Annotated in this window: 19 protein-coding genes and 4 pseudogenes; 6 read left to right on the forward strand and 17 right to left on the reverse strand. The window is 69.8% G+C overall.

The window, feature by feature from the left end:
* Window positions 1–160: 160 nt before the first annotated feature.
* From gap to OG293_RS00495, 10 genes and pseudogenes are all read right to left on the reverse strand, one after another.
* Window positions 161–1,189: a type I glyceraldehyde-3-phosphate dehydrogenase gene (gap, locus tag OG293_RS00450; RefSeq protein ID WP_405996732.1), complete on the reverse strand. Its 1,029-nt coding sequence runs from the start codon at window positions 1,187–1,189 to the stop codon at window positions 161–163.
* A gap of 115 nt (window positions 1,190–1,304) precedes the next feature.
* Window positions 1,305–1,937, reverse strand: coding sequence for a hypothetical protein (locus OG293_RS00455; protein WP_405996733.1), 633 nt, complete (start codon window positions 1,935–1,937; stop codon window positions 1,305–1,307).
* A gap of 398 nt (window positions 1,938–2,335) precedes the next feature.
* Window positions 2,336–3,892, reverse strand: coding sequence for a YfcC family protein (locus tag OG293_RS00460; protein WP_405996734.1), 1,557 nt, complete (start codon window positions 3,890–3,892; stop codon window positions 2,336–2,338).
* Window positions 3,889–4,842: a carbamate kinase gene (locus OG293_RS00465; RefSeq protein WP_405996735.1), complete on the reverse strand. Its 954-nt coding sequence runs from the start codon at window positions 4,840–4,842 to the stop codon at window positions 3,889–3,891. Before OG293_RS00465 ends, OG293_RS00460 begins: the two co-directional genes overlap by 4 nt.
* Before the next feature lie 35 nt (window positions 4,843–4,877).
* Window positions 4,878–5,879, reverse strand: coding sequence for an ornithine carbamoyltransferase (gene argF, locus OG293_RS00470; RefSeq protein WP_405996736.1), 1,002 nt, complete (start codon window positions 5,877–5,879; stop codon window positions 4,878–4,880).
* Between the two features lie 69 nt (window positions 5,880–5,948).
* Window positions 5,949–7,172, reverse strand: a complete 1,224-nt coding sequence (locus OG293_RS00475; protein ID WP_405996737.1) for an arginine deiminase — start codon at window positions 7,170–7,172, stop codon at window positions 5,949–5,951.
* A gap of 244 nt (window positions 7,173–7,416) precedes the next feature.
* Window positions 7,417–8,208, reverse strand: coding sequence for a pyruvate formate-lyase-activating protein (gene pflA, locus OG293_RS00480; protein ID WP_405996738.1), 792 nt, complete (start codon window positions 8,206–8,208; stop codon window positions 7,417–7,419).
* Entirely contained in the window at window positions 8,205–10,481 is a 2,277-nt protein-coding gene (pflB, locus tag OG293_RS00485) for a formate C-acetyltransferase (RefSeq protein ID WP_405996739.1), read from the reverse strand. Before pflB ends, pflA begins: the two co-directional genes overlap by 4 nt.
* Window positions 10,482–10,782: 301 nt before the next feature.
* Window positions 10,783–11,661, reverse strand: coding sequence for a universal stress protein (locus OG293_RS00490; RefSeq protein ID WP_405996740.1), 879 nt, complete (start codon window positions 11,659–11,661; stop codon window positions 10,783–10,785).
* Between the two features lie 615 nt (window positions 11,662–12,276).
* Window positions 12,277–12,687: pseudogene (locus OG293_RS00495) on the reverse strand (GNAT family N-acetyltransferase); the annotation flags it as partial.
* A gap of 556 nt (window positions 12,688–13,243) precedes the next feature.
* On the opposite strand from OG293_RS00495, the gene OG293_RS00500 reads away from it, so the two are divergent.
* From OG293_RS00500 to OG293_RS00510, 3 genes and pseudogenes are all read left to right on the forward strand, one after another.
* Window positions 13,244–14,926 carry an NAD(P)H-dependent oxidoreductase subunit E gene (locus OG293_RS00500; RefSeq protein WP_405996741.1) on the forward strand — a complete coding sequence of 561 codons (1,683 nt, stop codon included), beginning with the start codon at window positions 13,244–13,246 and terminating at the stop codon, window positions 14,924–14,926.
* Window positions 14,923–17,610 carry a formate dehydrogenase subunit alpha gene (gene fdhF / locus OG293_RS00505; RefSeq protein ID WP_405996742.1) on the forward strand — a complete coding sequence of 896 codons (2,688 nt, stop codon included), beginning with the start codon at window positions 14,923–14,925 and terminating at the stop codon, window positions 17,608–17,610. The genes OG293_RS00500 and fdhF overlap by 4 nt, the downstream gene beginning before the upstream one ends.
* Before the next feature lie 22 nt (window positions 17,611–17,632).
* Window positions 17,633–18,447, forward strand: a pseudogene (locus OG293_RS00510) (cation-transporting P-type ATPase); the annotation flags it as partial.
* A gap of 309 nt (window positions 18,448–18,756) precedes the next feature.
* Here OG293_RS00510 and OG293_RS00515 read toward each other — a convergent pair.
* The 4 genes and pseudogenes from OG293_RS00515 to OG293_RS00530 all read right to left on the reverse strand — a co-directional run.
* Window positions 18,757–19,176, reverse strand: a complete 420-nt coding sequence (locus OG293_RS00515) for a CBS domain-containing protein (RefSeq protein ID WP_405996743.1) — start codon at window positions 19,174–19,176, stop codon at window positions 18,757–18,759.
* A gap of 10 nt (window positions 19,177–19,186) precedes the next feature.
* Window positions 19,187–19,609, reverse strand: a complete 423-nt coding sequence (locus tag OG293_RS00520) for a cation-transporting P-type ATPase (RefSeq protein ID WP_405996744.1) — start codon at window positions 19,607–19,609, stop codon at window positions 19,187–19,189.
* Between the two features lie 405 nt (window positions 19,610–20,014).
* Window positions 20,015–20,893, reverse strand: a complete 879-nt coding sequence (locus tag OG293_RS00525; RefSeq protein ID WP_405996745.1) for a potassium channel family protein — start codon at window positions 20,891–20,893, stop codon at window positions 20,015–20,017.
* A gap of 391 nt (window positions 20,894–21,284) precedes the next feature.
* A pseudogene (locus OG293_RS00530) lies at window positions 21,285–21,680 on the reverse strand (universal stress protein); the annotation flags it as partial.
* A 126-nt stretch (window positions 21,681–21,806) separates the two neighbouring features.
* On the opposite strand from OG293_RS00530, the gene OG293_RS00535 reads away from it, so the two are divergent.
* Both OG293_RS00535 and OG293_RS00540 read left to right on the forward strand, forming a co-directional pair.
* Window positions 21,807–22,268 (forward strand): Crp/Fnr family transcriptional regulator, encoded by a 462-nt coding sequence (locus OG293_RS00535; protein WP_405996746.1) that lies wholly within the window; start codon window positions 21,807–21,809, stop codon window positions 22,266–22,268.
* A 30-nt stretch (window positions 22,269–22,298) separates the two neighbouring features.
* Window positions 22,299–22,936: pseudogene (locus tag OG293_RS00540) on the forward strand (CBS domain-containing protein); the annotation flags it as partial.
* Between the two features lie 210 nt (window positions 22,937–23,146).
* Here the strand turns inward: OG293_RS00540 and OG293_RS00545 are convergent.
* Window positions 23,147–24,064: a DUF1918 domain-containing protein gene (locus OG293_RS00545; RefSeq protein ID WP_405996747.1), complete on the reverse strand. Its 918-nt coding sequence runs from the start codon at window positions 24,062–24,064 to the stop codon at window positions 23,147–23,149.
* A 127-nt stretch (window positions 24,065–24,191) separates the two neighbouring features.
* Between OG293_RS00545 and OG293_RS00550 the strand changes: the two genes are divergently transcribed.
* The gene (locus OG293_RS00550; RefSeq protein WP_405996748.1) at window positions 24,192–24,866 is read left to right on the forward strand and encodes a CBS domain-containing protein; all 675 of its coding nucleotides are present in this window, start codon (window positions 24,192–24,194) and stop codon (window positions 24,864–24,866) included.
* A gap of 160 nt (window positions 24,867–25,026) precedes the next feature.
* Here OG293_RS00550 and OG293_RS00555 read toward each other — a convergent pair whose 3' ends face one another.
* Both OG293_RS00555 and OG293_RS00560 read right to left on the reverse strand, forming a co-directional pair.
* A complete protein-coding gene (locus OG293_RS00555; RefSeq protein WP_405996749.1) occupies window positions 25,027–25,485 on the reverse strand; it encodes an Hsp20/alpha crystallin family protein in 459 nt (152 codons plus the stop codon).
* A 136-nt stretch (window positions 25,486–25,621) separates the two neighbouring features.
* Complete coding sequence (locus tag OG293_RS00560) at window positions 25,622–25,912, reverse strand: DUF1876 domain-containing protein (protein WP_405996750.1); 291 nt, start codon at window positions 25,910–25,912, stop codon at window positions 25,622–25,624.
* Between the last annotated feature and the right edge of the window lie 3 nt (window positions 25,913–25,915).

The following is a 25,915-nucleotide window of genomic DNA, read 5'->3' on the forward strand; positions in this document are numbered from 1 at the left end:
CGGCAGGGGAGCGGCGACGAACGTGACTGATGCCAGGGCCAGGATGATCCAGCCCTCCACGACGTACGAGCGCCGACGCAGGGGATTGCGCCGCCACCGCCTCAGCCGTACTTTCCTGCCCATCGTCGCGCCCCTTCCTTTCACCGTCTACGAGTCCGCGTCACCGGTCGCCGAGGCGGACGGCGACGTACTCCGTGAGGTCGAGGAGACGATTGGTGTAGCCCCATTCGTTGTCGTACCACCCGAAGACCTTGACGAGGTCGCCATGAGCCTGCGTCAGCGGGGCGTCGACAATGCAGGAAGCGGGATCGCCGACAATGTCGCGCGAGACGATCGGTGCGTCGCTGACGCGCAGAATGCCCTTGAGCTCTCCCTGGGCGGCCTCCCTGAACGCGGTGTTGACCTCGTCGGCTGTGACGGGGCGGTCCAGCACGAGGCTCAGATCGGTCAGGGAGCCGTCCTCGACCGGTACACGCACCGCGATGCCGTCCAGGGTGCCCGCGAGGCCGGGGAGTACGAGGCCGACGGCGCGGGCGGCGCCGGTACTGGTCGGGATGATGTTCACTGCGGCCGTACGGGCCCGGCGCAGGTCCTTGTGGGGGCCGTCGAGAACGGCCTGGTCGTTGGTGTAGCCGTGGATCGTGGTCATGAGGCCCTTGACGATCCCGAACCGCTCGCTGAGCACCTTCACCATCGGCGCCACGCAGTTGGTGGTGCATGAGGCGTTGGAGATGACGTGGTCGGACTCCGGGTCGTACGTGTCCTCGTTGACGCCCATGACGATAGTGGCGTCGACTCCCTTGCCCGGCACGGACAGCAGCACCTTGCGCGCCCCGGCGTTCAGGTGCATGCCGGCGGCCTCCCTGGTGCGAAAGCGTCCCGTGGACTCGATGACCACGTCGACACCCAGCGCGTCCCACTTCAGAGCGGCGGGATCGTGTTCGGATGTGACCGCGATGCGGTGTCCGTCGACCGTGATCGATTCGGAGTCGTGCTCGACGGTGCGGTGCAGCCGTCCGTATGTCGAGTCGTACTTCAGGAGGTGAGCGAGTGTCTCCGGGGAGGTGAGGTCATTGACCGCCACCACCTCCACCGGGATGCCGTTGCCTTCTTCCGCGCGCTCCAGGACGCAGCGCAGAAAGTTGCGGCCGATGCGGCCGAAACCGTTGATGCCGATGCGTACGGTCATGTCCGTCGCCCTTCCGATGAGTGCTGGGGTGTGTGTCCCGAACAGCCTGGGTTCAGCGCCCGCGTGGCGGGCAGGGGCCGACAGGGATGCGGCGGCGCCGGGTCTCCGGATGTCGTCACAGGAGCCAACGGTTACGGCGGACGAGGGGCAGGCGCTCCCAGATAGTGCCCAGGCCCCAGGTGCGGCCGGCACCAATTGCGGCGAGCGTGACGAGGACGGCCGCGTACAGGACGTGATAGTCCACCAGAGGATTCGTCGACATGCTGAGGCTGCCGTCCGACAGATGCCTGGCCAGAGGCCACTCGGCAACCCACATGAGCGCCATCATCACGGTGCCCGCTGCTGCGGCGACGCGCAGGGCGACGCCGCTCGCCAAGGCGACACCGATGCCGAGCAGGCCCAGCATGAAGGTCCAGTCCGCCCAGGCGGCACCGGCCCAGGAGTGGAACGTCTCCTCCATCGGTCCGGCGGCGACATGGCTCAGGAAACCCTTGGTGGGTGACCCGCCGTCGATCCATCCCTTGCCCGCGGGCGTGGTGTATCCCCAGCCCAACGCCTTGTCACCGAAAGCCCACAGGAAGGTGAACGCGGTCAGCAGGCGGGTCATGGCCGCGGTGCGCGCGACGGTCAGGGGCAGGGTGAGTTCACGGACGTCGGTGCCTGCTTGAGTGCCGGATGCTCTGGCTGAGGCGGCCTTGCGCCTCATGATGAAGCGCGTCACCGGCTGACGGTGCTGGTGCAGAGCCATGACGTAGGAACCTTTCCTCATGGACACGCCGTGTGCGCGCCCTTGGCCAATGTCCCTGCGCGGGCGGCGCAGGCCATGGGGGCGAACGGACCACTCGGTGCCGCCAACAGTCCCTCGGGACGGCGTTGTTCATGTCCGCTCCCGGGAACAGCGCCAGGAGGCAAAGCCGGTGCAGTTCGCCTTCGTCGCGGGCGAGGGCCGTATGGCGCGCACGGGGTCAACAGGCCCCTGGGAACCCCCGGAGCCTTCGGATCAGCGAAGGCGGCACGGGGCACGGAGTCCCGTGGACGACAGACAAAGGGGGTAGGACATATTCCGCACGTTCCGGGCACACGTCCGTGGCCGACGACCGAAAGGTTCGGTCGCCGGCCACGGCTACAGCCGTTCTCACTCACACATCAGCCCAGCATCGCCCCGAGCGCCAGGAAGCCGGCGATCACCACCAGGAGTGCTCCCATCAGCGGAGCCATGAACCGCAGGTACCGGTCGTAGCGGACCTTGGCAAGCGCCAGGCCGCCCATGACGACCGCGGAGGTCGGGGTGATCAGGTTCACCCAGCCCGAGGCCGACTGGTAGGCGGTGACCACGAGGGCGCGGCTGACCCCCGCGAAGTCGGCCAGCGGCGCCAGGATCGGCATGGCCAGGGCCGCGTGCCCCGACGAGGAGGGCACGAAGAAGGCGAGCGGGATGTTGACGACGAACATCAGGACGCCGAAGACGCCGGAGGACGCACCGGAGACCGCGCTGTGCAGGCCGTCGAGGATGCTGTCGGTCACGGCGGCGTTGTTCATGATGACAGTGACTCCGCGCGCCAGCATGACGATCATCGCCGCGCCGATGAAGTCCCCGGCCCCGCCGGTGATCGCGGTCGCCGTGCCCTTCTCCCCCAGGCCGCCGATCAGGCCGACGGCGATCGCCGCGACGATGAACAGGGCTGCGAGTTCGGGGAAGTACCAGCCCAGCGTGGGCAGGAAGGTGATGTGGAGGTCGGCCCAGGGAATCACGGCGAAGATCATGAAGAGGAAGGTGCCCGCGAAGGTCCAGAGCACGATGCGCTGACGGCCGGTGAGCTGCGCCGCCTCCTGGACATCGCTCTTGAGGAGTTGGTCTTCCTCCGTGACGGGAACGAGTGACCGGGCGGGGTCCGCGAGGATCCTCCGGGCGTAGCGCACCACATAGGCTGCCGCCAGTGCGGTCAGGCAGACCCACATCGCCAGCCGCAGGACGATCCCGTCGCCGGTACCGATGCCCGCGCTGTCGGAGGCGACGCCGGTGGCGAAGGGGTTGACCGTGGACGCGAGCGTACCGACGCCGGCGCCGACCATGATGACCGTCGCGGCGACCATGCGGTCGTATCCCAGTGTGAGCATGAGGGGGATCATCAGTCCGTAGAAGCCGAGGGTTTCCTCCGCCATGCCGTAGGTGGTGCCGCCGAGGGAGAAGACGGTCAGGAGTACCACGAGGAGCAGTGTCCTGTGGCCCCGCAGGCGGTGGGCGAGACGGGCGACGCCGAGGGTGAGTGCGCCCGTGCGCATGGTGACGGTGATGAAGGCGCCGACCGCCAGGATGAAGAGGAACACCCCGGCCGCTCCGGCGAAGTCGCCGCTGCCGCCGGGCGCGGTGAGTGCGCTCTCCGGGTCGGTGACTCCGTACAGGCCGTTGACGGGTGCGAGGAACAGGTCCTTGAGCCGGGCCCAGAAGCCGGTCGTCAGCTCCACCGAGTGATAAGTGCCCGGGATCGGGCTGCCGTCCTTGGTGTCGTACCGGCCGGCAGGTATGACGAAGGTCAGGGCCCACACCGCGACGGTCACCGCTACCAGCACGGTGAAGGCCGAGGGGAAGGTGAAGCGGCGCTTGCCAACCGGGGCACCCTTCAGGTCGGTGTCCTGCGGGTCGGCGTCCTGCCTCGCCGGTTCCGGCGCGGGGGAAACGCTGTTGGCGCTGCTGGTTGTCATCTCGGGTCCTGGGGTGTGTGGGGGGCGCCGTCACTGTGGCGGCCGCTCGGGGTGACGACGGTGCCGGTGGCGCCGTCGAGGATGGCCTGCGCGTCGTCGAGGGCGCCGATGGCTGCCATACCGCCGGTCAGTTCCACGAAGCGGCAGACGGCGTCGACCTTGGGGCCCATCGAGCCAGCGGGGAAGTGGTGCGCCCGCAGCCGGGCCGGAGTCGTGTGGCCGATGGGTTGCCCTTCGGGGGTGCCGTGGCCGAGTTCGACGTGGGATACGTCGGTGAGCAGCAGGAGCGCGTCGGCGTCGAGGGCCTCGGCCAGCAGGGCGGCGGTGAGGTCCTTGTCGACCACGGCCTCCACGCCGGTGAGTTGTCCCTGCTCGTCCCGGATGACGGGTACGCCACCGCCTCCGGCGCACACTGCCACGGCACCGGAGTTCAGCAGCAGGCGGATGAGGCGTGTCTCCACGACGCGCTGCGGGAGAGGTGAGGGCACGACCCGCCGCCAGTGGGTGCCGTCCTGTCGGACCGTCCAGCCACGCTCAGCGGCCAGCCGCTCGGCCTCGGCCCGTTCGTAGACGGGGCCGACGAACTTTTCGGGGTCGGCAAAGGCAGGGTCGGCTGCGGAGACGAGGGTCTGGTTGAGCAGGGCGCAGACTTGGCGGTCCGGCAGGGCGTTCTGCAGGGACTGCAGCAGCCAGTAGCCGATCATGCCCTGGGTCTCCGCCCCGAGGACGTCAAATGGGTACGGGCGGGTCAGGGCGGGGTCGGCTGCGCTCTGCAGGGCGAGAACCCCGACCTGTGGACCATTGCCATGGGTGATCACCAGCTCGTGCCGAAGTGCGAGAGGGGCCAGGGCGGCCACCGCCGCTTGGATGTTGGCCAGTTGTACGGCGGCGTCCGGCCGGTCCTGGCGGCGGAGCAGGGCGTTGCCGCCCAGTGCGACGACGACACGCATGGGGTGCCTTTCCTAGGTGTGCAGACGGATGGGTGTCAGTCGGCGAGGGTGGCCACCAGGACGGCCTTGATGGTGTGCAGCCGGTTCTCCGCCTGGTCGAAGACGATGGAGTGGGCGGATTCGAAGACCTCGTCCGTGACTTCCATTGCGGTCATGCCGGTCCGTGCGGCGATCTTCGCGCCGACGGTGGTGTCGCTGTCGTGGAAGGCCGGCAGGCAGTGCAGGAACTTCACCTGCGGGTTCCCGGTGGCCTTGAGCACGTCCATGGTCACCTGGTACGGCCTGAGCAGGGCGATCCGCTCGTCCCACATCTCCGGGGGCTCCCCCATGGACAGCCATACGTCGGTGTAGACGAAGTCGACGTCCGCGACGCCCTCGGCTATGTCCTCGGTCACGGTGATCCGTGCCCCGGTGGAGGCGGCCGTCGCGCGGGCTTCGGCCACCAGCTCGGGGGCGCTCTGCAGGGAGCGGGGGCCGACCATGCGCACGTCCATGCCGAGCATCGCGGCGCTGATCAGGAGGGAGTTGGCGACATTGTTCCTGGCATCACCGAGGTAGGCGAACGACACCTGGGTCAGAGGTTTGTCGGTGTGCTCCAACATGGTCAGCACGTCCGCGAGTGACTGTGTGGGGTGCCACTGGTCCGTCAGCCCGTTCCACACCGGGACGCCGGCGTACTGGGCCAGTTCCTCCACCAGACGCTGATCACTGCCGCGGTACTCGATGCCGTCGTAGTAGCGTCCCAGGACCCTGGCTGTGTCCTTGATGGACTCCTTGTGGCCGAGCTGCGAGCTGGAGGGCTCCAGGTAGGTCACATGGGCGCCCTCCTGGTGCGCGGCCACTTCGAACGCACAGCGCGTGCGCGTGGATGTCTTCTCGAAAATCACTGCGATGTTCTTGCCGCGCAGGCAGGTTTCTTCGGTGCCCGCGTGACGGGCGCCCTTCAGGTGCGCGGACAGCTCGAGAAGGTGGCGGAACTCGTCCGGGGTGAGGTCGAGTTCCTTGAGGAAGGGACGGTGACGCAGATCGACGGCCATGGTGGCTCGGCTCCTTGATTCTTTGACGAGTAAGGGTGGTGATACGGAAGGGGGGAGGCTGACTGTGCGTCAGGCCGCTTCGCGTTCGATCGGGCAGCTCATGCACCGCGGGCCGCCGCGGCCCCTGCCGAGTTCGCTGCCTCGGATGGTGATGACCTCGATGCCGCTCTTGCGTAGATGTGTGTTGGTGGTGACGTTGCGCTCGTACGCCAGGACGACACCCGGCTCCACGGCCAGTACGTTGCAGCCGTCGTCCCACTGTTCCCGTTCTGCGGAGCGGACGTCCTGGCTGGGGGTGAGTACCTGGATGGCATCGAGGCCGAGGGCGTCGGCGATGGCCTGGTCCATGTCCTCGGGCTCGTGATCGGTGATCTTCAGTCCCTGGCCGCCGGAGCCGGGTTCGATCGTGGAGGACGGCAGCATGCCCAGCCCTGCGTAACGGGTGAAGGTGTCGCCGCTGAGCATGGTCATCACCGTGTCCAGGTGCATGAAGCTACGGCTCTTGGGCAGGTCGAGCGCCACCACGCGCCGTGCGGAGCCCGCGGCGAACATGCGCAGGGCCAGGCTCTCCACGGCCTGCGGGGTGGTGCGCTCGCTCATGCCGATGAGTACCGCGCCGTTGCCGATGACCAGGACGTCGCCGCCCTCGATGGTGGACGGATAAGCCGCCTCCCCGTCCGTCCACCGCTGGAACTCCCCCTTCTCGAAGAGGGGGTGGTGCTGGTAGATCGCTTCGAAGTGGACGGTCTCGCGGCGCCGCGCCCGCTTTTTCATCGGGTTGACGCTCACGCCGTCGTACACCCAGCACGAGGTGTCGCGGGTGAACAGGTGGTTGGGCAGCGGGGCCAGCAGGAAGTCGTCGGGTGCCATGGCGTGCAGCCGTACGCTCGGCACCGGGCTCACGCGCCCGAGCAACTCCCTCTTCGTGACACCGCCGATGAGGCACTTGGCCAGTTCGGCCGGCTCCAGGGAGTCGAAGTGCCCGCGCATCCGGTCGGTCGCGAGCGGGCCGAACTCGCGCTCGTCGAAGACGCGGTCCTGGATGAGGGTGCGGGCGGCGGGCCTGGCCAGGGTCTCGGTGAGCAGGTCGGAGAAGAGGTGCACACGGACTCCGCGGTCGCGGAGGGTGTCGGCGAAGGCGTCGTGCTCCTCCCGGGCTCGTTTGACCCAGAGAACGTCGTCGAAGAGCAACGCGTCCTTGTTCGTCGGAGTCAGGCGCTTCAGCTCCAGGTCGGGCCGGTGCAGGATGACCTGCTTGAGTCGGCCGGTCTCGGAGTCGACGTGAAAGGACATGGTTTCCTCTGGCGCAGTGGGAGAAGGGAGTTGAGCTCAAGGCGCGACGTGGAGCTCTCGCCGGAGAGTGCTGCCTCCGCCGGCGACGGCGCCTCGGCCGTGACTTGACCCTGTCACCCGGGCGGTGCGGAATCGGGCGGCAACAGTCCCCGCGCAGAGGCCCATCGGGACCTGCCGTCCGTGGCCCGGTCGCCGAGGTGGACAGGACCTTCGGCCCTGCGGCGGCCACGAACGGCCGGCGTTGTCAGTCCGCTCGCAGGCCGTGGGCGCGGAACTGACCTCGGACCCGCTCCACCAGCTGAACATCCGGCGCGGGCGTGGCGCGCAAGGGGAAAGGGATGCCGAGGGCTTCGTACTTGGGGGCGCCCAGTTTGTGGAAGGGCAGGACGTCGACGCGTTCGACATGGTCGAGCCCGGCGAGGAAGGCGGCCAGGCCGTCGACGGCCTCTTCGTCGTCGGTCCATCCCGGGACGAGTACGTAGCGGATCCACATGGGGACCCCGAGCCGTTTCAGGCGTGTGGCGAAGGAGAGTGTGGGGGCCAGCGCGCCGCCGGTGAGTCTGCGGTAGGTCCCGGCGTCGAAGGACTTGATGTCGAGCAGCACCAGGTCCGTATCGGCGAGCAGGTCGTCCCCGGCCCGTGCGCCGAGGAGACCGGAGGTGTCCAGCACGGTGTGCAGGCCCAACTCCTTGCACCGGCGCAGCACCTCACCGGTGAAGCGGGGCTGGAGCAAGGGTTCGCCGCCGCTGAGGGTCACTCCCCCGCCTGCGGCGGTGAGGAAGGAACGGTGCTTGCCGATCTCCGTCATGATCTCGTCGACCGTGGCCGTGCGGCCGTCGCGCAGGTGCCAGGTGTCGGGGTTCTGGCAGTACAGGCAGCGCAGCGGACAGCCGCTGGTGAACAGGACGAAGCGGGTTCCCGGGCCGTCCACGCCGGTGGACAGATCCCATGAGTGGACATGTCCCGTCAGCCCGTCGGCGGCGGGACGGCCGCTCGCCGTCCCGCCTTCCGCAGGTGCTGTGTGTCCGGTGCTCATGTCGCGCCGTGGAACGTGCGGCTGATGACGTCGCCCTGCTGTTCGCGGGTGAGCCGTACGAAGTTGACGGCGTAGCCGGAGACGCGAATCGTCAGGTCCGGGTACTTCTCCGGGTGCTCCATGGCGTCTTCCAAGGTCGCCCGGTCCAGGACATTGACGTTCATGTGGAAGCCACCCGACGCGATGTAGGCGTCCAGCAGTCCGACCAGATTGCTGATCCGTTCGCCGGCGCTGCGGCCCAGGCCGTCGGGAGTGACCGTCGACGTCAGGGAGATGCCGTCGCGGGCCTCGTCGTAGGGGATCTTGGCGACCGACAGTGCGGAGGCGGCCATGCCGTGACGGTCCCGGCCGTTCATCGGATTGGCGCCCGGCGCGAAAGGCTGTCCGGCGCGCCGGCCGTCGGGGGTGTTGCCGGTGTGCTTGCCGTAGACCACGTTGGAGGTGATGGTCAGCACGGACTGGGTGTGCTCGGCTCCGCGGTAGGCAGGGTGGCGCCGCACCTTGGCCAGAAACGAGCGGACCAGGCCGACCGCAATGCCGTCGGCGCGGTCGTCGTTGTTGCCGTACGCCGGGTAGTCGCCCTCGACCTCGTAGTCCACGGCCAGCCCGCTGTCGTCCCGGATCACCTTCACCCGGGCGTACTTGACGGCCGAGAGGCTGTCGGCGGCGACGGACAAGCCAGCGATCCCGCAGGCCAGGGTCCGCTGCACCGGGTGGTCGTGAAGTGCCATCTCCAGGCGCTCGTAAGCGTACTTGTCGTGCATGAAGTGGATGACGTTGAGGGCGCCCACGTAGGTCACCGCCAGCCAGTCGAGCACGCGGTCGTAGGCGGCGGCCAGTTCGTCGTGGTCGAGGTACTCGCCGGTGAGCGGCGGCGACGCAGGGGCGACCTGCTCGCCGGTCATTTCGTCGCGTCCGCCGTTGATCGCGTACAGCAGCGCCTTGGCGAGGTTGACCCGTGCGCCGAAGAACTGCATCTGCCTGCCCACCGCCATGGCGGAGACGCAGCAAGCGATCGCCGTGTCGTCCCCGGTGCGCGGCCGCATCAGCTCGTCCGACTCGTACTGGATGGAGCTCGTGTCGATGGACACCCGGGCGCAGAACCGCTTGAACCCGTCGGGCAGCCGGGGCGACCAGAGGACGGTCAGGTTGGGTTCGGGTGCGGGGCCGAGGTTGTACAGGGTCTGCAGGAAACGGAAGGACGTGCGGGTCACCAGGGACCGGCCGTCCTCGCCAATGCCGCCGATGGACTCGGTCACCCACGTGGGGTCTCCGGAGAACAGCTCGTCGTACTCGGGCGTGCGCAGGAACCGTACGATGCGCAGCTTGATAACGAAGTCGTCGATCAACTCCTGCGCGCGCGGCTCGTCGACGATCCCGGACGCGAGGTCGCGCTCCAGGTAGACGTCGAGGAAAGTGGAGACGCGGCCGAGCGACATGGCCGCGCCGTTCTGCTCCTTCACCGCAGCCAGGTAGCCCAAGTAGAGCCACTGGACTGCCTCGTGGGCGGTCGCTGCGGGCCGGGAGACGTCACAGCCGTAACCGGCGGCCATCCGCTTGAGCTCGTCCAGGGCCCGAATCTGCTCGGCGATCTCCTCGCGGTCACGGATGACAGGATCCGTCGAGGGCAGGGCGTCGAGTCTGGCGCGTTCGGCCCGCTTGGCCTCGATCAGACGGTCCGCCCCGTAGAGCGCCACCCGCCGGTAGTCGCCGATGATTCGGCCGCGGCCGTACGCGTCCGGCAGGCCGGTGATGACGCCCGCCTTGCGGGCGGCGCGCATCTGGGGCGTGTACGCGTCGAAGACACCCTCGTTGTGGGTCTTGCGGTATGAGCCGAAGACGCGTGTGACGAACGGATCCGGTTCGTAGCCGTAGGCGCGCAGGCTGCTCTGCACCATCCGCAGACCGCCGTTCGGCATGATCGCGCGCTTGAGCGGGGCGTCGGTCTGGAGGCCGACGATGAGTTCGTCGGCCCGGTCGATGTAGCCCGGTGCGTGCGATGTGATGGTGGCCGGCGTGGCCGCGTCCACGTCGAGAATCCCCTTGCGGCGCTCCTCCGGGAACAGCGCGGTGACCTTCCCCCACACGCGGCGTGTGCGGTCAGTCGGGCCGGTCAGGAATCCGGCGTCCCCGCCGAACGGGGTGTAGTTGGCCTGGATGAAGTCGCGTACGTCGATCCGCTCACGCCACCGCTGCCCCTCGAAGCCGTGCCAGGCCCGTTCGGTCCCGGCGCCCTCGGCCTCTCCCACCACGGGCTGTGCCACCACGGTCATCACTGCCTCCGAAGATTCGGCGTGGCGCCCACGGCCGGATCCGGCGACGCCCTCCCGGTCGATGCTCGCCACTCCCGAAGTCCCGGCACAGAACCCTCCGGAGCCCGGCGCGCTGCCGTCCGGCCCTGCCGAATCCGTGGAGACGGGCCCTTTGGTGCCGTCTGCCAGGGACCTGTGGCCGCCGCGTAATACTGCCGGAGCAAGTTGCCTGCCTGCACACGCTTGATCCTCCGGAGCACCGACGCGTCCGACCGGCGTCGCTGCGCAGGAGGCGGGCAGCGACGCCGGTCGGACGCGTCGGTCAGTCGTGCGCCACCACAGCGACCGGGGCGGCACAGTGATGCAGGACGGAATGCGTCACAGGCCCGGTGTGCGTACCGATCGAGGACGACCGATTGCGGCGTCCGACCACCACGAGACGGGCACCGCGCGCAACAGCCAGCAGGTCGGAGGCGGGACGGCCCAGGTGGCACTCCTCAGTGACCCGCACCTGAGGGAACTTGTGCCGCCACGGCAGGAGCACCGCAGCCAGGGCGTCCGTCTTCGCCGCCTCCAGGTCGCCCTTGAGCACGACGGCCGCCGCTGCCGCATCCGAACCCCGAACCAGCGGGAAGTTCCAGCTGTGCACTACGCGCAACCCGGCCTTGTGCCGGTCGGCATGGGCGAAGGCGAACTCCAGCAGCTCATCACACGGATGGGAGATGTCGACTCCGAGAACGACGTCGCCGTTCACCGCCCCGGGCGCACTGGCCGGCACCTGCGGCTCCTGGTCCCGGACCAGTACGACGGGGTGGCGGGTACGGGCGACGACGGCCAGGGACACCGACCCGACGACGAAGCCAGCGATCGCGCCGAGCCCTCGGGACCCGAGGACCAGCAGATCGGCCTCGTTCGCCGCCTCACAGAGAACCGCAGCCGGCTCCCCGCACCTCATCGCCGTCTCCACCTTGAGCCCGGGATGGTGCCGGTGTACCCACTCCACGGCCTTGCGCGGTGTGCGCTCGGCCCAATGGCGGCGCGTGTCCGGACCGATGAGTGGCGTGTGCACGTCCGGCTCGAGGTCCCAGACGTGCACGAGGCGAAGCGGCAGGTCGCGCGCGAGCGCCTCCCGCGCGGCCCAGTCGACGGCCGCCATGCATTCTCGGGAACCGTCGAGACCGACGGTGACGGTGCGGGACATCTGGGGACCTCCGAGTCCGAGAACTACGTGATGACGCCACAGTGGCGGGCGCCGACACGGAGCAGGAGGAGCCACAGGTCCTCGCAGAGGACCCAAGGGACCCGCGCGAGCCGGAAGCAGGCCGGAAGCAGCGGCCCGGCACCGTGGTCCGCGAGTGCCTGTCGGCGTGCTGGGACGCGGCTTCCGGAGCCTCACCACGGTTGCGCCGTGGCCCTCTTGGATGACGGCAGCAGCCCGCGACGGGTGCACTTACAACCTCGGCATGGCCAACGCAGGCAAGCCTCACAGCGAGTCCAACAAACAGCCTCTCCGAGGCAACTTGCCGACGCGCTCGACAACGGCGAGAGGCACCAGGCGACTGCCCCACCACTGGGTGCCCGTCTCGAACACATTGCCCCCCAGACCATCGCGAGCTACACCCCCGGCGACACCCTCATGCTCTGCCGCGACGGCCTGATCGAACGTCACGGCGAAGACATCGCGTGAACGTGCCGTCGCTTCGGGGTTGGCTTCCAAGTACCTGGCGACAAGGGTCTCGGCTGCCATGGTGTTTTCACCCCCGACAGATCGAGGACCGTGCCCGGCGGCCGGGCGAGCCAGCGGGTTTCGGGCTCCGGCGGTCGCGTCGACCGGGTTGGCGGCGCTGGCACGGTCGGGCAGCAGCTCCAGGAGTTCGGTGACCAGGTCGGCGGGCAGCTCGGGCGCGTTCAGACCCGCCTCGGTGCAGACGTCGGCGGCCAGTACGCCGGCCCCGCCCGTGTTCGACCCACAGCCCACCCTGATCCCGGCCGGCAGGGGCTGGGAGTGCAGCAGGGCTGCGGTGTCGAGGAGTTCGCCGATGGTGCGCGTGGCGATGACTCCGGCCTGGGTGAACAGCGCCCGCGGGGTCATCGTCGGCGTGGCGGCCGCGGCGGTGTGCGAGGCAGCGGCGCGCCCGGCGTCGGAGCGGCCCGCATCCACGGTGAGGACGGGCGTCCGCCGGGCGACGCGGCGGGCGGTGCGGGAGAAGGCTCGCGGCTTACCGAACGGGCCTCCTCGATGGAGCGGTCGTACCCCGCTCCGGCGAGTCGGTCCTCGTCCGCTGAGACGCACGGGCGTGAAAGACGGTGCAGTCACCAGCGCGCGACCGCTTCCCCGAGGGTCGGGAGCCATCAGCCACGCCATGGTGCGGCTGTGGCCGACGCGGAGAGGATGCCGATGAGCCTGGTGCCATCCAGCACCAGCACTCGTGGGCGGCACCCGGCTGCATGCGTGGCAGAAGATCGGTGAGCGCATCGTCCGGCCGTGCCACGGCGATGCGATCGCGGGCGTCGTGCTTCTGGACCGGTCGCCCCTGACACGAACCTGAGGCTGCGCAGGAGCGGGGCTGTCCGCCCAAGGCGCCACGCGACGCGATCTGCCCTATGGCTCAAGTGTCGTCGACCCGCGTCCGCCCTTCGGAGGCTGCTCGGTTCTGACAGGCCGCGGCTGGGAGGCTCGGGCTCACAGCGAAGGCCGCCGTCCCCAACCGGATACCTCGCTGGCCTCGCTCGCACGCCGATGCCGGGATGCGGCCTCGTGTGGCTGCCTCCACGATGAGGTCATGGTTCCTGCTGGTCCTGCGGACCGTTTCGATGCGTTTCGGGCCCTGGCCGACCGGCGTGGGCGGCCGGGCGACCAGCTGATCGTGTCGCTGGCCGAGGCCAGGGCCGGAACGGCGGACAGCCCCGAAGTATGGGCTCCGGCGGTCGCCGCCCGTATCGGTCTGCCCGCCGCCGCCGCCCTCGGGCCGGCCCGTTACTACGCGGACCTCGCGGCCCCGCACGGCCGCCGTCACGTCCGGGTCTGCGACGCGACGGCGTGCTTCGCCGCCCAGGCCGGACGGCACCTGACCGATGTGGAGCACAAGTTAGGCATCACAGCGGGCACGGCCTCACCAGACGGAGAGACGTCGGTGCAGGCCGTGCGCTGTCTGGGGTACTGCTACGCGGGTCCCGCGGCACTCGACGGCGACACGCCCTGCACCGGCCCGACGCTGGTCGATCAGCTCGCAGGGCGCGAGCCCTCACGGGCACCGGAGATCCCCGCGGCCGACGACACCGGCGACCCCGTACTGCTGGGAGGCATGGTGGCCGGTGAGCCCGCGTGGCAGGTATGGCCGCGGATGGTGACGGCCGGCACTCCCGACGACGTCCAGCTGGAGGTGGCCGCATCCGGGCTGCGGGGACGTGGCGGAGCGGGCTTCCGGGTCGCTGCGAAGTGGCAGGCAGCCGGCCGGGCACCACGCACCGTGGTGGTGGTCAACGGGGACGAGGGAGATCCCGGCTCCTACGCCGACCGGCTGCTGATGGAGGCCGATCCGGAACGGGTGCTGGAGGGCTTGGCGCTGGCCTGCTTCGCGTGCGGGGCCCGCCGGGGTGTGGTGCTGGTGCGATCGGAGTATCCGCGTGCGCTGGCGCGGATGCGGGAGGCGGTCGGGCAGGCGTACGCGGACGGGCACTTCGGTGCGTCCGTGCACGGCACGGACACGGCCCTGGACGTCCAGGTGATGGAGGGCGCCGGATCGTACGTCGCGGGTGAGGAGACCGCCCTGATCGCGAGCCTGGAAGGAGATCGGGGCTGCGCCCGGCCGCGCCCGCCCTACCCGACCCGGCGCGGGCTGTGGGACGCGCCGACCGTGGTGAACAACGTCGAGACCCTCGCAGCCGTCCCATGGATCGTCTCCCGGGGCGGCGAGGCGTACGCCGGACGCGGCGCTCCTAACGAAACCGGCACGAAGCTGGTCTGCCTGTCCGAGCGGTTCGCCCGGCCTGGCGCGTACGAGGTCGAGCTCGGTACCCCGTTGCGGCGGATCGTCACCGAGCTGGGCGGCGGCCTGAAGGACGGCGCCGAATTGGCCGTGCTCCAGGTCGGCGGGCCGCTGGGCGGCTTCCTCGCCTCCGACGAACTGGACGTGCCGCTAACCGCTGCCGACCTCGATGCCCGGGGCGCCGCCCTCGGCCACGCCGGCCTCGTCGCCTTCGACAAGCGCGTGGCTCCGGAGGATGTCATGCGGCACATCTGGCAGTTCGCCGCCGCCGAAAGCTGCGGCGCGTGCTCGCCCTGCCGCGTGGGCTCGAGGCGGGGCATGGAGCTGGCCGCGGGCTCCCCGCCAGGGGAAGAGTGGGAACGGCTGTCGCGTGTCCTGGCCGAGGCGAGCCTGTGCGCCTTCGGACGGCGGATCCCACCTGCCGTGCACAGCCTCGCCCGCGCCTACGGAGACCGGCTGGCCGGGTGGGCCACATGACCGGGATCGAGATCCAGGTCGACGGCTCGGGCGTCGATGTGCCCGAGGGAGCTTCACTGCTCGCCGCGGTGCGGGCGGCCGGAGTCGAGCTGCCCGCACTCTGCTCCGACGACCGGCTCAGCCCTGCCGGATCGTGCCGTACGTGTCTTGTACGGGCCGACGGGCGGATCGCGGCGGCTTGTGTCACCCCGGCCGCATCCGGGGCCCAGGTCGAAACCGCCACGGACGATCTGCGAGTGCTACGTCGGGAGGCGGTGGAGGTCATTGCCTCCGCTCTGCCGTCCCGTGCCCTCGCCGACGACAACCCCAGCGAGCTGGCGCATGTCTGCCGGTCGATGGGGATCGGCCCCGAGGCGGCACATGGCGTCGGAGGTCGGGACGGGGACGACTCCCACCCGTACGTCCACCTCGACCGGGATCTGTGCATCGCCTGCGGCCGGTGCGTCCGCATGTGCGCCGAGGTGCAGGGCACCTTCGCCCTCACCCTGGTCGGGCGGGGCGCCGACACCGTCGTGGCCCCGGGCACCGGCGGGCCCTGGGCCGAGTCGGACTGTGTGGCCTGCGGCGGCTGCGTCGATACGTGTCCCACCGGGGCGATCACCGAGCCCGGTCCGGCGCGCGGCCTCACCTCCGGGATCCGCCCGACGGCGGCCCGGACGCGCACCACGTGCGGCTACTGCGGCGTCGGGTGTGCGCTGGATGTCGTCTCCCGCGATGGCGAGGTCACGGCGGTACTGCCCGCCCGGGACGGCCCGGTCAATCAGGGGCACGCATGCGTCAAGGGGCGCTTCGCCCACGGATATCTCACCTCCCCCGAACGGCTCACCCGGCCCCTGATGCGACGCGACGGCCGCCTCGAGCCGGTCGGCTGGGACGAGGCGCTCGGCCATGTCGCCCGGGGGCTGCGCGCGGCCGTCGACGCCGGCGGGCCGGACGCCGTGGCAGCGATCTCCTCGGCCCGCGCCACCAACGAGGAGAACTACCTCGTGCAGAAGTTCATGCGGGTCGTCATCGGCACGAACAACGTCGACAACTGCTCGCGCCTCTGCCACTCCCCGTCCGCCGCCGGCCTGACCGCCTCCTTCGGGCTCTCCGGCGGCACCGACAGCTTCGACGACGTCGAGCGGGCCGACTGCCTGCTGGTGGTCGGGGCCAACCCCGTTGAAGCCCACCCGGTGGTCGGAGCACGCCTGCTCCGGCGCGTGCTGCACGGGGCCAAGCTGGTCGTCGCCGACCCCCGAGCCGTCGGCCTCGCCCTCCATGCCGACGTGCATCTACGGCTTCGCCCTGGCACCAACGTCGCACTCTTCCACGGGCTCGCCCACATCCTGCTCGCCGAAGGACTGGCCGACGACGAGTTCCTGCGCGAGCGGGCCACCGGCCTGCCAGAGCTCACCGAACTGCTGGACGACTACCCGCCCCACCGGGTCTCCGACATCACCGGCGTACCCGTCACGGACCTGGTCGCCGCCGCCCGGCTCTACGGGCGTTCCGAGCGCCCGGCGATCGTCTATGGCCTGGGCGTCACCGAGCACCTGCACGGCACGGACGGGGTGCGGTCGCTGGCCAACCTGGCGATCCTGCGCGGTGCCGTGGGCACAGGCAGCGGACACGGGGTCAACCCGCTGCGCGGACAGAACAACGTCCAGGGCGCCTCCGACATGGGCGCGCTGCCCGACCTCCTGCCCGGCTACGGGAAAGTGACCGACCAGGCCGCACGATCCCGAGCCGAGGCGGTGTGGGGCGCACCGGTCCCGGGCCGCCCCGGCCTGCGGATCCCGGACATGTTCGCCGCCGCACGGGCAGGGGATCTGCGCGCGCTGTGGGTCATTGGCGAGGACGTCTGCGCCACCGACCCCGACGCGAACCGGGTGGCCGAAGCCCTGGACGCGTGCCCGCTCGTGGTGTGCAACGAGCTGTTCCTGTCCGAGACGGCCCGCCACGCGGACGTCGTGCTGCCGGTCGCGTCCTGGCTGGAGAAGGACGGCACCTTCGTCAACTTCGACCGCCGGTTCCAGCGTGTCCGTCCCGCCGTGCCCCCGCCGGGGGAGGCATGTACCGACTTCGATGTCATCCACGCCGCCGCCTCCGCCATGGGCGTCGATCTCGGTTGCCCGACCCCGGCCGACGCTCTCGCCGAGTGCGGACGGGTCGCGCCCGTCTTCGCCGGTCTCTCCCACGACCGGCTGGACCGGGAGGGCGCCATCCCGTGGCCTTGCCCGGATCCCGACCGCCCAGGGGAAGCCACGCTGTACGCAGAGAGGTTCGCCACGCCGGACGGGCGGGCCCACCTTGCCGCGGCACCCTATCTCCCGCCCGGTGAACAGCCCGACGACGACTATCCGCTGGTTCTGGTCACCGGGCGGCGCTGGGCCCACTACAACTCCGGGAGCATGACCCGCCGCGGCGGCAACCTCGCACTCGATCCGGTCGACTTCCTCGACCTCCACCCCGACGACGCCACCCGGTACGACGTGGGGGACGGCGCACAGGTCGCCGTCGAGAGCCGGCACGGGCGGGCCAGGCTCGTCGCCCGGGTCAGCGAACAGACAGCCCCCGGCCAGGTCTTCTGCTCCTTCCATTTCCCCACGAGCGGAGTGAACCGCCTCACCTCCGACCATGCGGACACCGTCACGTCCTGCCCCGAGTACAAGGTCACGGCCGTCCGGATCGCCGCGCCGTGACCGCGTCACGCCAAGGTGGCCTATGGGTACCGGAACCCCCGTACTGACGCCCGGTGAAGGGGGCCGCGGGCCGGCAGCCCCGAGCGGGACCCATGGCCACGCAGTACGGCCCCTGGCAACTGGGGAGGTCTTCGCCGCGCTGGACATCTCGCCGCGGGGACTGACGTCGGCGGAAGCGGCGGCCCGACGGGACCGGTTCGGGCCCAACGAGCTGCCCCACGCCAAGCGGAGGGGGCTGTGGCGAGACCTCGTCGGACAGTTCACCGACCTCTTCGCCGTGATGCTGCTCGTCGCGTCGGCAATCACGTTCCTGGCCTACGGGCTCCAAGAGCCCCGTGAGGTGGGCACCTTGCAGCTGGCCGTGGCGATCCTGGGGGTGGTAGTGCTGAACGCGGCCATCGGCTTCGCACAGGAGCATTCGGCCGAGCGGACCGCGGAGTCGCTTCAGGCCATGGTGCCGCACACATGCCGGGTGCTCCGCGACGGGCAGCGGCAGGAGCTGCCCGCGCGTGATCTGGTGCCCGGAGACGTCGTCGTCCTGGAGGCCGGGGACGCGGTGTCGGCGGCCTGCCGACTGGTCGAGGCGCACGAGGCCTCGGTGAACAACGCGCCCTGACCGGGGAGAGCGACGCCGCCGGGCGGACCGGTGAACCGGTGGCGAGCGGCCCGGTGCTTCTGGCCCGCAACTGCGTCTTCATGGGCACCGACGTCGTGGCGGGCTCTGCGAAGGCCGTGGTGTTCGCCACCGGTGCGGCAACGGAGTTCGGACGCATCTTCCGGCTCGCTGCGGCAGCGCCGCGGCAGAAGACCCCGCTGCAGCGCCAGGTCGCCTTGATGACCCGCCGGGTGGCGGGCACGGCGCTTGCGATCGGTGCGGCTCTGTCGCGGTGCGCCTGCCATCGCCGCCACCGGCAACGACGAGGACAACCTCGTCATCAGCCCCCTCGCCAAGCGGCTGTTCGCCGTCCCCCGCGTCGCGGCACGCGTCAACGACGAGTCATCCGCGACGGCCAACCCACCGTTCCCCCCGAGATGCGGCTCCAGCCCGGTGACGAACTTCTCGTCGTCTCCCACGCGCCACCGAACAGGAGATCCACGCCGCCTTCCAGTGACGGCCGGGGCCCCGCCGGGCTCACACCCGAATGTTCACTTCGCCGCGCAAACAACCTCGACGAAATGGCCCACCTGTTCCTCCGGCAGGCGACGCGCGAGATCCGCCTCGCTGATCATGCCGACCAGACGATGGTTCTCGGTAACCGGAAGCCGCCGGATCTTGTGTTCCTCCATGGCCCGCAGGACTTGGTCCGTGTCAGCCTCCGCGTCAATCGTGATCGGCTTGCCCTGCTCGAGCATGCCCGCAGTCATGGTCTTCGGGTCCTTGCCCTTGGCAAGGCACTTCACCACGATGTCGCGGTCGGTGATGATCCCGTGGAGCCGGTCGTCCGGCCCGCAGATCGGGAGGGCTCCGACCTCCAGTTCGCTCATCCGGCGTGCGGCGCTCTCCAGGGTCTCGCTCTCCTGGATGCAGGTGCAGCCAGCATGCATGATCTCCCGTGCAGTGGTCATGACCATCTCCTTAGAGCCTCGCGATCCGCGACGAAGAGAGCCCTGGCCGCCGGGCCCGCCCCGACTGGAGCTTCTTCAGCCAGTGTGGATTCTTCGTTTCCCGTCCGCATGCCAGGGCCTCAACGTCCCCGGGCTTTCGCTGGGCCGCCGCGCGGTGGGTGCTCCGGCGCAACCGCGCCTGGAGACGCATGACGACATGACCGAGTCCGGACAGCACACAGGCGACGGCAAAGTCGGTGGGCGGCAGTGGCTCCGTACCCAGCAGGTCCTGCAACGGAGGCAGATAGACACCGGCTGCCTGGAGTTCGTTGGGCCCGTAGAGCTCCAGTCGCCGCGCAGCCTCGCCCCCTGACAGACCCGCCGCTGCCGGCGCCGTGCTCCGGAGTTCGTCGACGTCCGCATCGGGCCTGCGGCTGCCCCTACGCTGGTTCACTGCCTCAGCGGAGCTGCATCCACAGGTTCACGGCGAACCCCTCGAAGGTCGCTGAGGCGTCGTGCGGAAACTCCGTGGACCGGTCGCCGCTGGACGCTTCGCGCCGAAGCGCTGGCGACGGCGGCCGGGATGTGCCCATCCACCGTGAGCTTCTCCGGCTCAGCGTGAGAGGTGATTCCGTTCGCCTTTTTGCCATCAGCCGGTCCCGTCGTGTGGAGCCAGCCCCGGAGTACGGGATCCCGCTTCTCAGGGTGCCACCGGGAAGGCTGACCATCAGGGCTGACGGAACGACACGCGCACCCGAGCGGGCCGAGTCGTACCCCATGACGGCGGGCGGAGCAGGGCCGCTCAGCCGTGTGGGCGGGCCGCGCCAGGCGGTGCCGAGGCGTCCGCCGGGTGCTGTGGTCAGGACCGCGTCGGGCCGCGGCCGTGGTCGGCCGCGTACGCTGCGAAGACTTGCGTCGGTGTTCCGCCGGTGTGGAGAAATCGCTCGTCGAGGATGGCGGCGAGGTCGTCCAGGGCGCTGGCGAGCAGGTCGCCGGTCAAGCGCACATCCGGCCTCCGGGCAGCCTGGCCGCGATGGGCGAGATCGGCGGCGTAGCCGATCGTGGCCGCCAGGGACGAGTGGTCCTCACCGTCATGGAAGTAGTAGGCCTCGGCGTACTGCGTGAAGTCGATCCGGACACGTGCCACGTCGGTGGCCAGACTCTCCAGCAGTGTGGCGCCCATCGTGCAGTCGAACTGGTCGACGGTCGGGGCCGAGCGGTGGAGGTGAGCCAACCGGATCGCCAGTACTCTCCTGCGGGCCAGCGCCGGATAGATCGCCAGCACCCAGGAGACCGCTGCTGTCAGGAGGGCGAAGCCGATCAGGGCTTCCAGCGGTGAGACCAGGCGAAGCCAGCTTTCGGCCGGCGAGATGTCTCCCAGGCCCAAGGTGGCGAGCGTGACAAGTGACATGTAGAGGGAGTCGAGCAGCGCCGGCTGCTGCGCGGCGCTGGAACCGGGCGCGAAGGTGAACGCCCCTGGCATGTGGGGCCAGTAGACGATGGCCCAGCCCAGAATGATCGTGCCGGCCCACAGGCCGACCACCGTCACCATGGAGAGTGGCCCAACGAGCCCGACCACACGCCCGCGCGCACGCAGATGCCGGGCCAGTCTCCACAACGCCGACATGACGAGGCGGCTCAGACCGGCATGGCGGGTCGGGTGCCAGAGGGTATGGAACAAGTCCCGCAGGGCGGCCATGACCAAGCCGGCACCTGCCAGCGAGACCAACCACTCCATGCAAACGTCTCCCCGTCGGCGCCCGGCTCGTCCTCGTCTCCCGGCCCTCTTCCGCGAAGCAGGCCGGCGGCCAGGCCCCTCCTCTGCCACTCGCCCCGGACCGGCTCTCGGAGCCTAAGCCGAAGACCGCGTCGCAGAGTGGCGAATCGCCGCGCACCCGGCCGCAGCATCCCGCCTCCGCGAAGACGGATCGTCCCCGGGATCCCGGCGTCCACAACTGGCACACCGAACTCGTCGGCAACGGCAAGGACCAGATCTCGCCGCGCCGCACGAGCCGTTCCGTTCCGTCGTGGCCGGCCCGCGCCACCAGGTTTCGCGGAACGTAGCGCATTCCCTCAAGGTGGGTGGTACGGGGGTGCCCTTCCGACTACGCCTGGTCCGCGGGCTCGCGCACGCCCTGTTCCGCAGGGAGAGCCTGCTGAGACCCCAGCAGCAGCCCAGCGAGCTCGCTACGGCCACAGGAGCCGGTGACCAGGGCAAATGCCTCAGGACCCGCCCGTAGCAGCGCGGACACGGCATCGTCGGGCAGCACCTCGCCCGACACCTTCACCTCTGGATTGCGCAGCCGGGCCCGTTCCGCGCTGGACGCGACGATGTGCTCCGCCATGACTTCTTCGGCGGGACGATCGCTGCTGAAGGACGGGTGGGCACCCTCGTAACGCTCCCACAGGGAGGCGTACACCAGGCGCAGCGGCAGACCGTGACATACCGCCTCGTCCACTGCCCAGTCGACCGCTTGCAGACTGGAATCCGATCCGTCGATCCCCACGACCAGCGGGAGCTCCATCATCCCCACCGCCTTCCTGACAGGTCGATCGGCCCTGAAGTGGGACCTCGGCCTCAGATGCCGCCGCGCCGATTTGCGGCGATGGTGGAGCCATCTCGATGTTCGAGGCCAGGGAGAAGGATGGTCATGGTGGCTGCGAGGACCGGCGTCTTCGACGCCCTGACCAAGGACCATCGCGATCAGCTCATGTCGCTCGCCCATGAGGTGTCGTTCGCGACGGGCGAGCGTATCTTCAACGAAGGCGGGAAAGCTGACCGCTTCTGGATCATCCGCACAGGCACGGTCGCTCTCGATCTTCACGTGCCGGGACAGCGCGCGGCGGTCATCGCCACCCTCGGGCCCGGAGAACTACTGGGCTGGTCCTGGCTGATCCCGCCCAGGCACTGGCACCTGGGGGCCGAGGCCGGCAGCCCAGTGCGTGCCTACGAGTTCGACGCATCGGCGGTCGTGGAGGAGTGCGGGAAGGATTCCGCGCTGAACCATGCGCTGTACGCCTATGTGGCCGGTGTGATTGCCGACCGGCTCAGGGCCACCCGGATACGACTGCTCGACCTGTACGCGCCGTACGGCGCCGGCCCGGAGCCCTGACAAGGCGGAGAGGAGACGAGGAGATCCGAGATGCCTGAGACTCCGCACATCGTGAGCGATGTGATGCCCCAGACGGTGGTGGCCGTCGGGCGCGACGCGCTCTTCAAGGAAATCGCCCGGGCCATGGAGCATTGGAAGGTAAGCGCCCTGCCGGTCCTGGAGGGCGAGGGGCGCGTCATCGGTGTCGTGTCCGAGGCCGACCTGCTACCCAAGGAGGAGTTCCACGGCAGGGCCATGAGCCTCTACGAGCCGCGTCAGCGCCTGTCCGACGTCGCCAAGGCGGGAGCGGTTACCGCGGAGGAGCTCATGAGCACCCCCGCCGTCACGGTGCACCCCGACGCCACCTTGGCGCAGGCCGCGCGGATCATGGCCGTGAAACACATCAAGCGGCTCCAGTGATCGACGACAAGGGCATGCTGAAGGGCATCGTCAGCCGCGCCGATCTGCTGAAGGTCTTCCTGCGACCGGACGAGGAGATCGAGGAGGAGGTCCGCCGCACGGTGATCGCCTACCTCTTCCCCGCGTTCAGCCACGCCATCCACGTGAACGTGCACGAAGGAGTCGTCACCCTCCGCGGACAGATCCACGACACCTCGCTCATCTCGGTCGCCGCTTGCCTCATCCGCGCCGTGGAGGGCGTCGTGGACGTCGAGCCCCATCTCACCGGCGGTCCGCCGCACCCACCGGACCGGAAGACGCTCGGTGACGGGTCCGCCGAGGCGGCAGGGTGGACGCTCCGGCCAGTGACGGGACCGTTCGAACTCGATCCACTGCGCCCCGCCGGTCCCGTGGCACACTCACTGATCAGCCGGTCCCGTGGCCACTCACTGATCAGCCGGTCCCGTGGCCACTCACTGATCAGCCGGTCCCGTGGCCACTCACTGATCGGCCGGACAGATGCGGCGCCCCGTGAGGCGCTGAGGCTGGATCGACACCCACATCTCGCGTTCGCCCCCCGGCCACGGCGTGGTGTGAGCACGATCGACCAGCCGACGCACGGCGTCGGGCTCCGTGACAACCCGTGCGGGACCTACGGCGAGCACGCTCCAACCCTGGCTCATCGCCTCGTCCACATGGTCGACCTCGAAGGCGACTTCCTTTCCCATGGCCGCCGCAGGTACTGAGTCGGGGGCGGTCCGGAAGGCGATTGCGCCGTCGTCGATGACCTCGTAGTTCACCGGGACGACCACCGGACCCTCGGGTGTCGACACCGCGACGCGGCCCACACCGTGTGTGGAAAGCCGGGCGCGGCATTCATCAGGACCCAGGTCCCGCAGTTGAGGGTGGAGGAGTGCTTGGCCCTGGCCGGGCGGCAGATCGATGCCGCCCCCGCGCAGAGCCGCGGCGGTAGTGCCCAGTGCGTCGGCCAGTCTGATGAGACCTCCCACGGTCGGGTCGGCCGTCTGTTCTTCGAGATACGCCAGGTAATCCGGCGCCATTCCGGCGCGTCGGGCTGTCTCTGTCCGGCTCAGCCCCTGTCGCTTGCGTTCAGCGGCCACGCGCCGACCGAGGTCGCCAGGGTTGGATTGCCCGTGCGGCGAGGTCGCGTCGGGCACGGCACTCGCCTCGCCCGTGCCCGGCCGGGAAGGCTCGGGAGTCCCAGGCCCGTGCTCAACGTGACGGACATGCGCGTCGGGCCCGGGGAACACCAGCGTCACCTCGTCCGTGTCCGACCAGCGCACGTCGTAGGGGGGTGTTCCATCCGCATGGTGGAGTCCGACAATCTCTCCGTCGCGCCTGGTGGCGCCGGTGGCCGGGCTTTGGATGACGAGTTGGTCGCCGAGGTGAGCTCGCATGATCGCCGCCCTTTCCTCAGAATGTTCCTGTACCCAACGTGCCACGCGCGACATGCCGCTGCATGCGATGAGAAGCCCCGATCCGGGGGCGACGCGGCTTGACACGTGCCCGGAAGGAAGGCGCGAGATGCACCACCGAACGGTCGCCGAGCTCATGACCCGAGACGTTGTCCGGGCGGCACGGGACCTGCCGTTCAAGGAGATCGTCAAGTTGCTCTCGGAGAACGATGTCACCGCCGTACCCGTGGTGGATGAACGGAACCGCCCAATGGGTGTGGTGTCCGAGGCCGACCTGCTGCGCAAGTCCGCGGACCAGGCCGACCCGTCCGGTCTGACACCGATTCCGCATCTGGAGGCGTGGGAGCGGGCCAAGGCCGAAGGAACGAGGGCCGAGGAACTGATGTCGGCCCCCGCGGTGTGCGCACGTCCGGAGTGGAGTGTGGTCGAGGCGGCCCGCCTGATGGAAGTCCACAACGTCAAGCGGCTGCCCGTCGTGGACGAGACGGACCGGCTGCAGGGCATCGTCAGCCGCGGCGACCTGCTGCGGATCTTCCTGCGCCGTGACGAGGCCATCCGCGACGAGATCACGCGGGACGTGCTCCAGCGCACGTTGGCCCTCGCTCCCTCGGACGTGACGGCCGAGGTACGCGAGGGACAAGTCGCTCTCCGCGGATCCGTCGAGTTCAAGAGCCTGATCCCTATCATCGAGCGGCTGTGCCGGAGCGTCGACGGCGTGGTTTCGGTCTCGCAGCACATCGCGTACCGAACCGACGACGCACGGAGTTCCGCCCCCGGCCCATGAGTCGTACGGTGCCAGGGGCGGAGCACGGGCCAACGGCGGGATCGCCGGCCCTTCGCGGACAAGAAGGCAACACCGGCCTGCCGTAGCCCGCACGACCTGGGCGACGGATCTTGACAACGGGCCCCGGCGGCAGATGCTGGCGGTCGGTCGCGCCCCTTGATCAGCCGCTGATCTCGATACGGTGCGGCTTCGCCTTCTCGGCTTTCGGGACGCGCACGGTGAGGACTCCGTTGGTCAGATCCGCGCTGATGTGCTCGGTGTCCGAGTTCGGCGGCAGACTGGTGCGGTAGTCGAACTGCCCGATGTGGCGGGCGTGCCGCCGGACCACGCCGGTGCGTTCCTTCTCCTTGATCTCGCCGTGGACATCGAGTTCGCCGTCGGCGATCTCCACGGTGATCTGATCCTTGCTCACGCCGGGGAGTTCCAGCTCCACCAGATACGCGTCCTCGGTGTCCTCGACATCGGCCAGCGGCGCCCACGCCTCGGTCGTGCCGAACTCACCGACACCGGGGAAGGCAGACTGCAGGAGCCGGTCCATCCGGCTGTGCAGATCCTCGCGTTCGCGGAACGGGTCCCATACGGGGACAGCGCCTCTGCTTCGACGGACAGGAAGCGTCATCGGTCAACCTCCTCACTTCTCTGTGGGGCGGCAGCGCGCCGCCCGCCCTCGGGGACGGAGCCGCTGCTTACTGGGGCGGTTCCCAGTCCAGCGCCAGACATCCGCGAGGTTGTCCAGGTTGCTTCGGCAGCGTCGGTCACAAGGGCCACCCGGCAACCTGGCTGGTGCGCAAGCCGGTCCGGGGCGCACCCATGCCTTCGATGTCTCGCTCCGCGGCCTCCGCCAGCTGCTGGGCGAGGTCGCGCATGGCCCGGCCGGCCGCCAGTTCGTCACCGATCTCCGGCACGTCGGTGTCCGCCGGGTTGCAGTGCGCGACCCCGCGGCCGGTGAGTGTCGTGGCTCCGGTGTCCAGCACCAAATGCGCCTTCGTCGTCCCCTCGCCCTCGAAGAGGTGGAGACGAACCTTCCACTCCACGGTATGCGGCATCGC

Origin of the sequence: Streptomyces sp. NBC_00829 (genome assembly GCF_045161795.1) — a bacterium.
In the GTDB taxonomy this organism is placed as follows: Bacteria; Actinomycetota; Actinomycetes; order Streptomycetales; family Streptomycetaceae; genus Streptomyces.

Excerpts from the sequence above, each read along its gene's own strand:
- gap (WP_405996732.1), bottom strand. The coding sequence starts at position 1,189 with ATGACCGTACGCATCGGCATCAACGGTTTCGGCCGCATCGGCCGCAAC.
- OG293_RS00455 (WP_405996733.1), bottom strand. The coding sequence starts at position 1,937 with ATGGCTCTGCACCAGCACCGTCAGCCGGTGACGCGCTTCATCATGAGG.
- OG293_RS00460 (WP_405996734.1), bottom strand. The coding sequence starts at position 3,892 with ATGACAACCAGCAGCGCCAACAGCGTTTCCCCCGCGCCGGAACCGGCG.
- OG293_RS00465 (WP_405996735.1), bottom strand. The coding sequence starts at position 4,842 with ATGCGTGTCGTCGTCGCACTGGGCGGCAACGCCCTGCTCCGCCGCCAG.
- argF (WP_405996736.1), bottom strand. The coding sequence starts at position 5,879 with ATGGCCGTCGATCTGCGTCACCGTCCCTTCCTCAAGGAACTCGACCTC.
- OG293_RS00475 (WP_405996737.1), bottom strand. The coding sequence starts at position 7,172 with ATGTCCTTTCACGTCGACTCCGAGACCGGCCGACTCAAGCAGGTCATC.
- pflA (WP_405996738.1), bottom strand. The coding sequence starts at position 8,208 with ATGAGCACCGGACACACAGCACCTGCGGAAGGCGGGACGGCGAGCGGC.
- pflB (WP_405996739.1), bottom strand. The coding sequence starts at position 10,481 with ATGACCGTGGTGGCACAGCCCGTGGTGGGAGAGGCCGAGGGCGCCGGG.
- OG293_RS00490 (WP_405996740.1), bottom strand. The coding sequence starts at position 11,661 with ATGTCCCGCACCGTCACCGTCGGTCTCGACGGTTCCCGAGAATGCATG.
- OG293_RS00500 (WP_405996741.1), top strand. The coding sequence starts at position 13,244 with ATGGTTCCTGCTGGTCCTGCGGACCGTTTCGATGCGTTTCGGGCCCTG.
- fdhF (WP_405996742.1), top strand. The coding sequence starts at position 14,923 with ATGACCGGGATCGAGATCCAGGTCGACGGCTCGGGCGTCGATGTGCCC.
- OG293_RS00515 (WP_405996743.1), bottom strand. The coding sequence starts at position 19,176 with ATGACCACTGCACGGGAGATCATGCATGCTGGCTGCACCTGCATCCAG.
- OG293_RS00525 (WP_405996745.1), bottom strand. The coding sequence starts at position 20,893 with ATGGAGTGGTTGGTCTCGCTGGCAGGTGCCGGCTTGGTCATGGCCGCC.
- OG293_RS00535 (WP_405996746.1), top strand. The coding sequence starts at position 21,807 with ATGGTGGCTGCGAGGACCGGCGTCTTCGACGCCCTGACCAAGGACCAT.
- OG293_RS00545 (WP_405996747.1), bottom strand. The coding sequence starts at position 24,064 with ATGCGAGCTCACCTCGGCGACCAACTCGTCATCCAAAGCCCGGCCACC.
- OG293_RS00550 (WP_405996748.1), top strand. The coding sequence starts at position 24,192 with ATGCACCACCGAACGGTCGCCGAGCTCATGACCCGAGACGTTGTCCGG.
- OG293_RS00555 (WP_405996749.1), bottom strand. The coding sequence starts at position 25,485 with ATGACGCTTCCTGTCCGTCGAAGCAGAGGCGCTGTCCCCGTATGGGAC.
- OG293_RS00560 (WP_405996750.1), bottom strand. The coding sequence starts at position 25,912 with ATGCCGCATACCGTGGAGTGGAAGGTTCGTCTCCACCTCTTCGAGGGC.